This is a genomic window from Longicatena caecimuris, assembly GCF_018406465.1.
Lineage (GTDB): Bacteria > Bacillota_I > Bacilli_A > Erysipelotrichales > Erysipelotrichaceae > Longicatena > Longicatena caecimuris.
On the sequence record NZ_AP024510.1, the window covers coordinates 2268204 to 2280422 of the forward strand.

Annotated in this window: 12 protein-coding genes; 4 read left to right on the forward strand and 8 right to left on the reverse strand. The window is 36.5% G+C overall.

All coding sequences use genetic code 11. The annotated features are described in order from the left end of the window. Positions 1–55: 55 nt before the first annotated feature. From KJS44_RS10675 to KJS44_RS10685, 3 genes are read right to left on the reverse strand one after another with little or no spacing between them, the layout of a single operon-like run. Positions 56–1432 carry a DNA primase family protein gene (locus tag KJS44_RS10675; RefSeq protein WP_197739423.1) on the reverse strand — a complete coding sequence of 459 codons (1377 nt, stop codon included), beginning with the start codon at positions 1430–1432 and terminating at the stop codon, positions 56–58. Beyond that, complete coding sequence (locus KJS44_RS10680) at positions 1389–2003, reverse strand: CHC2 zinc finger domain-containing protein (RefSeq protein WP_144136858.1); 615 nt, start codon at positions 2001–2003, stop codon at positions 1389–1391. Before KJS44_RS10680 ends, KJS44_RS10675 begins: the two co-directional genes overlap by 44 nt. Continuing rightward, positions 2000–2194, reverse strand: a complete 195-nt coding sequence (locus KJS44_RS10685; protein ID WP_016225774.1) for a helix-turn-helix domain-containing protein — start codon at positions 2192–2194, stop codon at positions 2000–2002. Before KJS44_RS10685 ends, KJS44_RS10680 begins: the two co-directional genes overlap by 4 nt. Before the next feature lie 213 nt (positions 2195–2407). On the opposite strand from KJS44_RS10685, the gene KJS44_RS10690 reads away from it, so the two are divergent. Both KJS44_RS10690 and KJS44_RS10695 read left to right on the forward strand, forming a co-directional pair. Further along, a complete protein-coding gene (locus tag KJS44_RS10690; RefSeq protein ID WP_144136859.1) occupies positions 2408–2992 on the forward strand; it encodes a helix-turn-helix domain-containing protein in 585 nt (194 codons plus the stop codon). Between the two features lie 46 nt (positions 2993–3038). Beyond that, positions 3039–4157, forward strand: coding sequence for a site-specific integrase (locus KJS44_RS10695; protein WP_144136860.1), 1119 nt, complete (start codon positions 3039–3041; stop codon positions 4155–4157). Between the two features lie 61 nt (positions 4158–4218). Here the strand turns inward: KJS44_RS10695 and guaA are convergent, their stop codons facing one another. The 5 genes from guaA to KJS44_RS10720 all read right to left on the reverse strand — a co-directional run bounded on the left by guaA (position 4219) and on the right by KJS44_RS10720 (position 8696). Next, on the reverse strand, positions 4219–5526 hold the full coding sequence (gene guaA, locus KJS44_RS10700) for a glutamine-hydrolyzing GMP synthase (RefSeq protein WP_276512697.1): 1308 nt from the start codon (positions 5524–5526) through the stop codon (positions 4219–4221). Between the two features lie 227 nt (positions 5527–5753). Continuing rightward, positions 5754–6218 (reverse strand): hypothetical protein, encoded by a 465-nt coding sequence (locus KJS44_RS10705; protein ID WP_008687417.1) that lies wholly within the window; start codon positions 6216–6218, stop codon positions 5754–5756. Between the two features lie 50 nt (positions 6219–6268). Then, the gene (locus KJS44_RS10710; protein ID WP_017144695.1) at positions 6269–7090 is read right to left on the reverse strand and encodes a hypothetical protein; all 822 of its coding nucleotides are present in this window, start codon (positions 7088–7090) and stop codon (positions 6269–6271) included. Positions 7091–7094: 4 nt separating this feature from the next. Next, on the reverse strand, positions 7095–7901 hold the full coding sequence (locus KJS44_RS10715; RefSeq protein ID WP_008687411.1) for a MerR family transcriptional regulator: 807 nt from the start codon (positions 7899–7901) through the stop codon (positions 7095–7097). A gap of 171 nt (positions 7902–8072) precedes the next feature. Continuing rightward, positions 8073–8696 carry a flavin reductase gene (locus tag KJS44_RS10720; protein WP_008687410.1) on the reverse strand — a complete coding sequence of 208 codons (624 nt, stop codon included), beginning with the start codon at positions 8694–8696 and terminating at the stop codon, positions 8073–8075. Positions 8697–9070: 374 nt separating this feature from the next. Here KJS44_RS10720 and KJS44_RS10725 point away from each other — a divergent pair, with 374 nt between their 5' ends. Both KJS44_RS10725 and KJS44_RS10730 read left to right on the forward strand, forming a co-directional pair. Further along, on the forward strand, positions 9071–10456 hold the full coding sequence (locus tag KJS44_RS10725) for a polysaccharide deacetylase family protein (RefSeq protein ID WP_008687408.1): 1386 nt from the start codon (positions 9071–9073) through the stop codon (positions 10454–10456). Positions 10457–10557: 101 nt separating this feature from the next. Continuing rightward, a protein-coding gene (locus KJS44_RS10730; RefSeq protein WP_119957509.1) for an IS3 family transposase occupies positions 10558–11969 on the forward strand; the annotation gives its coding sequence in 2 pieces (ribosomal slippage) (positions 10558–11061 and positions 11064–11969; 1410 coding nt in all). The last annotated feature ends 250 nt before the right edge of the window (positions 11970–12219 follow it).

The following is a 12219-nucleotide window of genomic DNA, read 5'->3' on the forward strand; positions in this document are numbered from 1 at the left end:
ATATACGCATATACGCTTCTTTGGAAAATTCTTTTTTATCGGTTTTTCATCCGTATCAACGGTAACTGTCTATGCGTATCTGCGTATGGATTCCCTGAAATCCTCTGGCATTTTTCCCATTGTCTGAGGGAATATTGGTAGAATAATGAATGTGATACTTCTTTTCATTTTCTTTTAAGTACCCCGAAAAACTTTTTGCACTCATAGGTTTTTCCGTATTGTCTTCACACCAGCGGCCGTATGCCTGATATAAATTTTTAGAAGTTGCCGTTGTATTTTCTTCCAAACGGATATACCCAGATGACTGCATAAAAGCGATAATATTATTTCCAGATTCCATAGCTTCGTGCAGATTTTTCTTTGCACGTTCACTGATGGTAAATCGGTATTTATTTTTCAGTAATCGTTTCAATCCCTCCAGACACCAGAGAAAAATATCGTCTGCTTCTCTTTGCAATTTCTCGATCAGATAGGGATCATCTACTCTGTCCGGTGGCACATCTTTGACCGTAAGGATAATCTGTCTGCGGTAAAATCCATAGGAACGATCATGCAAAGCACTCAGACTCCCGTTTCCAAAGCAGAGAAATCTGACATATAAATTCCCCTGTACGCTCTGCTTTGACTTCCTTTCCAAATCCATCTTATCCTCCAGCGTGACTATGGTTTTAATGTAGTTGGTGTCTTTCAATGCTTCCAGTTTCATATCATCATCCACCATCAAAAGTCGGTATTCCAAATCCGCCCTTGCGAAACGATTATGTTCTACTTTCTGAATATTACTTACATTCATATTCGTTCCGAGAATTTTTCTCATAACCAAACCTATACGGGATTTCCCCTCCCCTCCTTTTCCTAAGATAATCAATAACTTCTGTGCCTTGTTGGATGGAATTAAACAATATCCCATATATTCCTGCAAGGTAGGAATATCATCTTCCTCCAACAGTTCTGAAAGAAATTGTAACCACCGTTCCGGCTTTGCTTCTTTCATTTCATAATTTACAGGCAAGCGGTTCAGACAGAACTCCTTCTTTTCTGTAAAATCTCCATTTAGAAAATAAGTTCCGTTATTCACATGGATACGATCCATTTGCACCGGAAGTTCCTCTGAATAGGCTTCCAGTTTCAGAACCTCCAAAAGCTGTTTTACTTTCTTGGAAATTCCTTTCGTAAGAACTGGTTTTACCATTCTGTAAATTTCTTTTTCTACCTCGCTGTCCGGCAGCATTCCGTCATAGCTGAAAAAGATACCGTTGATACATTTCAATGGCATTCTTTGCAGGAAATTTTCACAAAATGCCACCTCATCAATCTGCCCATCCTCAAACCATTCCTGAGAGTACCCTTTAAAGTTCATTTCTCTCTGATCCAATGCTTCTTCCAGTCTATTCCTTGTTGTTTCGTCTATATTCTTCCATTCGTTTCTCAATTCTTTTCACATCCTTCCCACTATCCAGTAAAAATTCAATTCTGTCCTGTAACTCTCCAAACACCAGTAAATCCAGATAGTAATTTATCTTTTCTGTCTGCTGGCAGGCTTCTATAAATTCTGCTTTCCATTCTTCCTCTGGTGTTTTTGGTGCGTATCTTATTTTCCATTCTTCCAGCAGATGAAGATAATCCGATAAAATACGGATACTTTCCCGTTCCCATTCTTCAAATTTCTTTTCCGTCTGGTAGAATGTTCTTTTCGGTTTTTCTTTTTTCTTACTGGCATTCCTTTTTCTTGCGTTATCTGTAAAAACAGGTATCTGAAAATCTTCTGCCAGTTTCTTTGCTGCTTCCAATGGTGCTAGATGAAAGAAATCTGCCACAAATGTGATCACATCCCCTTTCGCACCACAAGCAAAACAGCAAAAACCTCTATCCACTTTCATACTGGGATGCCTGTCATCATGAAAGGGGCAACAGACCATCCCGTTTTTATTGACTTTCAACCCGTACTGTTCGGCTGCCTGCCTTGCAGTTACGTTTTCTTTTACTGTCTGAAAGATATTCATTCCATTTTCATCTCACAGCCATAATATTTTTTCTGGAAATACCTGACCGGAACTTTCCCCTTGATGATGTTATATCCGGCATTTTCCAGTTCTTCATTCATTACCCGCACAATTTCATAGGCTTTGCTTCTCCCAACCCCGAGAATCTCCATAATGTCATTTGCGGTAATATAAGATACATTAATCTGCATACAATCTCCTCCTTTTCTTTTTTCTATTTATCGAAAGTGCTATTGCAATACGCCTCTATTTCATATTTATTATTCAATACGTTTTTTATATGCACTTTTAATTCGTATTTACATCATACGTTTATTCTTCACATTTGTCAATATATATTTTTAATATTACGCACTTGCAATTCGTTTTATTTCATGTTATATTATCCATGAGGTGAATAAAAAATGAACAAAATGGAAGTTTCAACAATAGGAGAACGGATTAAAACACTCCGAAAAAAAAGAGGATATAACCAGAAAGATTTAGCAAACCTTCTTGGAAAATCTCTCCGTACCATCCAGAAATATGAAAGCGGGGAAATTGAAGTATCAATCGCAATGGTCAATGAATTGGCTAAAGTGCTTGATACGACTTCTACCTATCTTCTCGGACATCAGACAGGGGATTTCAAATTTGACTGTCTCTCTGATGTTATGGAATGTTTGTTTCAACTGGAAAAAATCAGTGGACTGCACTTTTCCATAGAAACAAAAAGACCGCCACATCATGACGGCTGGCAATGTTCCATTACTTTTGATGGGAAAGACAAATCCGCTGATCAGAATGCAGATATGTGCCTGTTCCTTGAGGAATGGGAAAACAACAGGGAATCTTTTCAGCAGTATTGCATGGCTAAAGATGCCTATGAAGAGTGGAAAGATAAAACTCTTGCCTACTACGCTTCACAGGGTGTAGAGATGGAAGAACCGGAAAATCTCGATACTGAGGAACGGTTAAAAAGAAAGAATGCTCTTTTTTCTGGCAAGTAGACCTACATAAGACGAGTTGAAAACTCTTATGAAAGGAATGATGTAATTGTCAGTAACAAAAGATACAACAGGAAAATGGATGTCACAGGTGCGTGTCAAAGACTACACAGGAAAGACTATCCACAAGAAAAAACGTGGTTTTACCACAAAAAAAGAAGCTCTGGAATGGGAAAGGGACTTTCTCAATAAAGCCAATGCAGATATGGGTATGCTGTTTCGGGATTTTGTAGATTTGTATTTTGAGGATATGGGACACCGTCTGAAAGAATCCACCATCATCAGCAAGCGTTATATGGTAGATAAAAAAATCCTTCCGGTGTTTGGGAAAATCCCGATCAATGAGATTACACCAAAGGATATCCGTAAATGGCAGAACGGATTGACTGCATATCGTGATAAGAACGGAAAGCCTTATGCTCAGACCTACCTTAGAGCAATCAATAATCAGATTACCGCTATGTTCAATTATGCAGTGAAATATTATGATTTGCGGGAAAATCCATGCACAAAGGCTGGGAGCATGGGAAAAAGCAATGCAGAAGAAATGCAGTTCTGGACAAAAACGGAATTTGAACAGTTTATTACAGCCGTACAGGATAAGCCAGCTTCTTATACAGCCTTCATGACCATGTACTATACTGGAATGCGTGTAGGCGAACTGTGTGCTTTAACGCCGGAAGATGTGAACTTAGAAAATAATACCATCACCATCAACAAAACCTTCCAAAGAATCAATGGCAGGGATGTTGTCTGGCCTCCTAAAACGCCAAAAAGTAACCGGGTTATCACGATACCTCAGACACTTGCTGATTGTTTAAAAACCTATATGGATAAGTGTTATGAGATTCAGCCTAACGACAGACTTTTCCCTTACACCAAACATTTCCTGAACCATGAAATGCTCAGAGGATGTAAAAAATCCGGTGTAAAGAAGATTCGTGTGCATGATCTCCGTCACTCCCACGCCAGCCTTTTGATTGAGATGGGATGCCAGCCACTTCTGATTGCTGACCGTTTAGGGCATGAAAAAATACAGACAACCTTAAATACTTACAGTCATCTGTATCCAAACAAACAAGCCGAAGTCGCACAACAGCTTGAAAACCTTATCAACGGAACAGCAGTCCCAGATAGTAGCCAAATGGCAGATGTAGCCAATTTGTAGCCAACAAAAAGAAAAATCTCTGGAAATCCTTATAATTCAAGGCTTTCCAGAGATGTAGCAACTATTCAAACTCAATGGTCGCCGTAGGTTTTGGTGACAGGTCATAACAAACACGATTCACATTCTTAACTTCCTTCAAGATACGATCCGTTATCTTCAACAATACCGGCCAGTCAATCTGCTCAATCGTCGCCGTCATGGCATCCACCGTATTCACCGCACGTAAAATCACAGGATATTCAAAACATCTCGCATTATCACGTACACCTACAGATTTAAAATCAGGAACAACTGTGAAATACTGCCAAACCTTTTTATCCAATCCTGCATTATGGAATTCCTCACGCAAGATCGCATCCGCCTCACGCACTGCCTCTAAGCGCTCCTTCGTAATAGCTCCTAAACAACGCACACCCAAACCTGGGCCAGGGAACGGCTGACGGAATACCATCTCATCCGGTAACCCCAATTCAAGACCACATGCACGTACCTCATCCTTAAACAGCTGACGCAATGGCTCCACTAACGCAAACCCAAGATCTTCAGGCAATCCTCCAACATTATGATGAGATTTAACCATTTTTGCCGTTTTTGTACCACTTTCGACAATATCTGGATAAATAGTACCCTGTGCTAGGTAATCAATACCCTCCAGCTTTCTTGCCTCTTCTTCAAATACACGAATAAATTCCGTGCCGATAATCTTACGTTTCTTTTCAGGATCCGCAACATTTTCCAATTTTCCTAAGAATCTTTCACTCGCATCAACATAAATCAGATTCGCATCCAATTGATTTTTAAACACTTCCACAACACTTTCTGACTCACCTTTGCGCATCAAGCCATGGTTTACGTGTACACATACTAATTGTTTACCAATTGCTTTAATCAATAAAGCTGCCACAACGGAACTATCCACACCACCAGATAATGCCAGTAATACTTTTTTATCCTTTACCTGTTCACGAATCAACTCTACTTGATCCGCGATAAAGTTTTTCATATTCCAATTTGTTTCACATTTACAATCATCAAATACAAACTTCTTTAAAACAGCAAGACGCTCTTCCTTATCCTCACTCCATGCATCCAATACATCCTCACATGTTGCCAATTCATGTGCAACTGCCATTACCGAATAACCGTGTGCATAAACATGCGCATCAACATCAATACGTTCACCGTCTACGATATGATTAGGTCCACCATTAATGATAATACCCTTCACATTTGGCAATTTTACCAGTTCTTCCTTCGTGATATCATGTGGATAAATTTCACTATACACACCTAATTCACGAATTTCACGAGCTAATCTAGTGTTTTCACTGCTGCCCAAATCTAGAATTACAATCATGTCTTGTTTCATATTCATTTTCTCCTTCTTTTCTTCATAAACAGTTTACCATAATCTGTAAACGGTTGCACGATTGGATTGTAATTTCTATTAGAAAATCTTACATCTTCTCTCATGCACGCCTTTTCCGTAAAGAAAAGTGCTGAAATCCTATGTTTGACTTCAACACTTTTACGCAAACTACACTTATCATAGTATCTTTACACAGATATAGGTGGTAATCATTTTCCATAGTACCTTTAAACACCATCTTCTATCATAATCTTTTTTGCGCGATTTCCTTTAATCACAAAGGAAAGTTCGCAGAATTCTTCGTACGTTTCTTCCATTACCTGCTTAATCATATTTTGTGTATCTTCATGAATCTGTTTTTCCTTGAAGAATGCTGCAATCGCCTCTTGATAATTATTATTATACTTTGTATTCAGCAGTTTCCAATTTACATCCTTAAAATATGATAAGATTTCTTTTCTTATCGCTACCTTTCCTTGCATCAACACGACCGCTATGATTGGATAGCCTGCATAATGCTGCCAAATAGTCGCATTATCATTCGAAGAATAGGTATTTTCTAAAAAGCGTACCGTATACTTTTTCGTATGATCACTGGAAATTACATACGCTTCATCCTCTTTCATTTCTACTCTGCCATCCGCAACTGCACTATACGCCTCATAAACCTTTGCTAAAGGTGATGTTATCATTGAGAAACCTCCTCCTTCATCTGTTGTTATATTGGTTATCACGACATGAATCATTCTTTTACCACTTTTTTATTTAACATTCGCATGACTTGTTTGGCTGCTTTTTGTACCTTATTCTCCTGACACATAGCACATTCATTAATAAAATCTTTCCACTCCTTAGGATAAGCACTTTTACGAAACCAATCCTTTAAAAATCCTAATATTTGACGTCTAGCGGCCATTTGACATGGTATCGATACTTGTCCATGATGATAAAATACATGATTATTAATGTTTTGCGCACACATAAGAAGCTTCTTTTCCTCTTCGGGAAACCATTGCAACAAGGCCGGCATCCCCTTGATTGTATTTCCAAAAGCAGCGATCTCCTGTGTCATTAGATTTTCCATATAGCATTCCCGAAAAGAAGAAGCCATTTCCTGATTTCCCACCTGCATCAGCATGGCAATGATGGAAACCATCCCATAACGCAAAAAAGCATTTTCATGGTGCAATAACCTTTTGCATTGATCATGGTATGCAAAGACTGCCAAGGGCTGATGTTTGGCAAATTCCATGACTACTTTTTGCGCTTGGTATTTTAAAGCAGATGGATCATATTCCATGATGTCGCACAAATCTTTTAACACTATAGGATCATTTTGCAAACACCGATAAGTTGCGACTGCATCTTTTTTGGCTAATTCTCTTTTTAACTCCTCTACTCTTCTTTCTACTCCATCTTCCGATATGCTTTCCTTTTTATTTTCTGACATTCTTCCCTTGCCATCTTCTGATATCCTTTCTCTTCCATCTTCCAACCGTTTTTCATGATCTCCTTTAACCACTTTTACAGTTTCCTCTTCACTTTCCTTTCCTGCTACTAACATTCTTTCATCCCCTTTCATATGGCACAATGATCTTTGTTACATATTTATCCGGATTTCCCTTTAACACGATACCCGGCCCTTTTTCATAATGCTGCCAATATGGCAATTGCAGATGCAAATGATGTTCTTGCGCATAATCCAGTAAGGCTTTATAGCCGATGTGCAGCGTTTCATAGCTGCCAATATGATATAAAGAGAGAACTGGCCGTGCCTGAATCTGCCCAATAAAAAAATCATTAGGAACTGTTTTTATCTCTTTCTTTAAAGCTACACACACTCTGCTTGCCATCATTTCATCATAAGCCTCCTCAAAATATATTTGAAAGATAGCACCTTTTGTATTTCCTTTTAACTCTTTATACAAGCGTTGGACATAAGTTTTGATTTTATCATAACTGCCTTGAAAAGGGATAGCGGCATACTGAATCTTTTCGCATATTTCTTCTTGAATCTGGTAGAGGGCATTGGCCTGCTTCGTGAAATCGCGTTCTTTTAGATAGCTATCCATCGCTTTCATACAGGCTTTTTCTTCCAAAATATTTTTCTTGATCAATGCCATCTTTTCCTGAAGATAATAACAGATGTCCTCATCATTCTCACAGTTTTGTAAAACATCCTTCATTTCCTGAATAGAAAAATGAAATTCTCGCAGCATGCTAATTCGTCTGGCTGTTTCATAATCCTTATCGCTATATAAGCGGTGTTGTTGCTCATTGCGTTGACTTGGTACTAATAGTCCTTCCTCATCATAATAACGTAAAGCTTTTATGCTGAGTTGTGTGATATTAGAAAATTCGCTGATTTTATACATGATAGACCTCCCTTCCTCTCTACTGTAACACCTCCCCTGCACAGGAGGGCAAGCAGTTTCATCCTTTTTATCTGTCGTTTATTTTCTTTTATTGTACCATGTATCGCATACAGAAAACAGCTTAGAAAAAACAGGAGCGTTATGCCTCCTACACACTCCTGTTTCCCTTGTCTAGATTTTTTCAAAGACCGCTGCCGGTGCTCCACAGATTGGACAAATATAATCCTGTGGCAATACTTCTCCTTCATAAAGATAGCCGCAAATACTACAGCGCCAGCCATGTTTTTCTGTTTGTTCTTGATAACTGGATGCTTTCTTTGGTGTCGTTCCATTTTTTACCTGATGATAATACGCATAGGTCATGACTTCTTCCTCGCTTAAGACCTCCATATCAACAACCTCACCAACAAAGATTACATGACTTCCCACATCCAGGTGGGATACGACTTTGCAAGTATAGTAAGCACAGGTATGTTCACTGACATATGGAATTTGTTGCCTATCTTCCCGATGAGTTATCCCCTCATACTTATCGATATCCTTTCCGGATTGAAACCCAAAACGACGAATTACATCCATGTCAATGTTTTGACTCACGACAACCGCATTAAATTTACCGCTTTTTTCGATAAGCTGCTCGGTATAGTTTTCTTTATTTAAGGTAATGCTAAGTTGTATCGGTGATGAAGTCACCTGTTGCAATGTATTTGCCACACAACCGCTTATTTTATCTTCATAGCTGCTAGATATAATATACAAACCACAACTTAATTTATATAAACTTTTCTCATTCATATGAAATCCTCCTATTTTTATAATGCTAGTATGTATGAAAATTATACATATGTCTAAAGTTTTGCCCATGTTATAATAAATGAACCTATCTTATGGCTGTAACCGTATGTTGTTTGATAGCCTTTATTTAGTTGCACTCGTCTTCAATTATAAATTGATGTTAAAATGTTTAAGAAAAGTTAAGAGAAAATTATAAAAATATATGTCATAATAAAGATGTCTTTTCTTACATTTCTATTAAGACAACAACATGCAAAAAAGCTTTTTCATGCCAATATGAATGCAAAAATAGTCAGTCAGAATTTTACCTAATTCGACAAATGTCTGATATAATGAAGAAAATATGAAAAACTATAGGGTACAGGAGGATTTACATGACACAATATAAAAAAAGCAGAAGAAGTCACATACGATGGGATCGTTTGGCAATTATTATGGCCGGGATCATCGTTATTGTGGCTGGAATCTTTGTGGGGATCAAGATGTTAGCAACCAATCCATATGAAAAATATGATGCTTATAACGAAAAGACTAAATTATATGGGGAATTGCAACATGATAGTCAGAAGGAAGAAGATGTTTATTATCTATCTGTACATTATCCTGAATATCAAGAAAAAGTGATGAATGATCTTGTCGCTAACTATCGGAAAAAACATGTAAAAGTAGATAAAAAGCATAGCGGCATGCAATATATTATGGTGGATTATGACAGTAAACTGCTATATGACAGTTATATCACATTAACTTTCCATCAAGTTATTAAAGATGAAAATGATAAAGTCTTAAAGAAAGAAGACGTATCTTATAATTACGATATTAAGCGTAAAAAATTAATGGATGTAAAAGATGTTTTACGCCGTGATTATATTGTGATGCTGAAAAAACTGGCAAAAGAAAATGGTTTTAAAGAAGATCAGATAAAAATTGCAAATTTGAACAGCTTCATTTTGCAGGATAAGAAAGTCTCCTTCTATTTTGACGCAAATGCATCAAAAACATTAGATGTTGTTTATGAAGATCATAAACCATACATAGCTTTGACAAATGCTAAAATTCCTTCTTATTATATGAAAGATCCTATCATCCCAGCTGCGCAGCCGGCTGTGAAAGAAGGAAAGAAATTAATTGCCTTTACCTTTGATGATGGACCGGCTAGTGAAAATACGAAAGCGATTATGGATGAATTTGAAAAATATGGTGGACGAGCAACTTTCTTCATGTTAGGACAAAATGCGGATCTGAATCCAGATTTAGTAAAAGAAGTATATAAACGCGGACATGAAGTTGGTAACCATTCTTGGGATCATTCACAAGGTATCGCTGTAACAAATACGTTAACCAAAAAACAAGTAAGTGAAGAAGTTTATAAACCAAATGATGTCATCTTTAAAGCGACCGGCTTTGAGCCTCGCTATTTCCGTCCGCCTTATGGAGCAATTGGTAATACATTGGATTCCGTATGTGGTTTAGATATGGTTGGTTGGGATATTGATTCCTTGGATTGGCAAAATCATAATCCGGAAATGATGACAAGTATTATTAAAAAAGGGGCTTCCGTTGGTTATGAAGTTGTCTTAATGCACGATATTCATAAAGAGACTGTAGAAGGTGTTAAAAAGGTGTTAAAAGAATTGGATGCACAAGGTTTTCAATTTGTGACAATTGATACCTTGATGAAACAAGATCGTAAATATCTAACGGCTTACAATAATGAGCGAATGCATAATATTGTGATTACTTCCAATGTAGGAAAGTAATACTCACCTTATTCAATTAATCTTTGATTCTTTAAAGAGTTCCAACACAGTGAAATGAACCCCAAAGTTTGGACAATCAAATGAAAGGGGTTCATTTTTAAATGTCAAAACTTACAAGAGAACAAAAAATAGAAATATATAAAAGAAGAAAGCAAGGAGAAAACTTAAAATCATTGTCAAAAGAATATTCTGTTCTTAAGGGTAATATATATTACATGATAAAACTAATAGATGAACATGGTGAAGATATTCTAAGGAAAGATAAGAATAGGCACTACTCTCCTTTATTAAAAGAAGAAATCATAAACAAAGTCTTACATCAACATCACACGATTATGTCCACTGCAATTGAGTATGGACTATCTTCAGATGGTATATTATTTAATTGGATTAAGTCGTATAAAGAGAATGGATATGTTATAGTAGAGAGGAAAAAAGGAAGGCCTCCAACTATGCCAAAGAAAAACATTGTAAATAAAGATTATAAAGATATGACACCAGAGGAAAAGATTAAATATCTTGAAGATAAAAATTTATATTTAGAAGCGGAGAATGAATATTTAAAAAAATTGAGAGCTGTAATTCAGGCAAGGAAGAATCAACAATCAAAGAAAAAGTAGCGGTTGTTTTTGAATTACAGCGTAAATACCCAATTCGTATTCTTCTACATATTTCAAGACTGAAAAGATCTACATATTATTATACTTTATCTAAGACCAATAAGGATATGAAGAACGATAAAGTTATGAACACTATTATTGATATCTACTATACACATAAAGGTCGTTATGGATACCGCAGAATCACGCTAGAATTGATAAATAAAGGGTTTATGATGAATCATAAGAAGGTAAAACGGTTGATGTCTGTGATGGGCTTATATGGCGTTACACCAAAAGCAAAATACAAGTCTTATAAAGGTGATATGAATGGCACTGTAAAAAACCAACTGCTTACACAAGTTATCGATAAAGAAAATCACAAAACTTATTATGAGAGAAATTTTGAAACAACACGGTGCAATCAGAAATGGTCGACAGATGTTTCTGAATTTCATATAGGAGCAGGTAAACTGTATTTATCCCCAATCATCGATTTACATAATCGTGAAATCATATCCTACAGCATATCGAAAAGTCCTAATTTTAAACAAACAAAGGACATGCTTGATCAAGCATTTGACAAACATCTAAACCTTAATGGATTAATCTTTCAATCTGATCAAGGATGGCAATATCAAATGGAAGTTTATCATAAAAGCCTAGAAGAGAAAGGGATTATTCAATCCATGTCACGTAAAGGAAATTGCTTAGATAACTCTCCTATGGAGAATTTCTTTGGTAAGATGAAGAATGAAATGTTTTATGGACATGAATATGAATATAAAACATTAGAAGAATTAGAACTTGCCATGGAAGAATATATTACGTATTATAATACTCAGAGAATAACAACCAAATTAAAAGGATTAACTCCTGTACAATACAGAAATCAATCCTTATTAACTACTTGATTTAGCTTATTTACTTTTTGTCCAAATAATTGGGTTCACTTCACAGGAACTCTTTTTTTCATACATTATGCATATTCAATATCATCATGATGTGAACAAGTAAAGAAACAAAATCTTCCTATGAATCATCATGACAATTGCTTTTTTCAACATCGCTTTTCTCCTCTATCATACGATACTATCATCAACCATGCATTCGCGATACATGTTTCTCATTTCTGTGCTATACTGATAGAAAAGGAGGCATCAT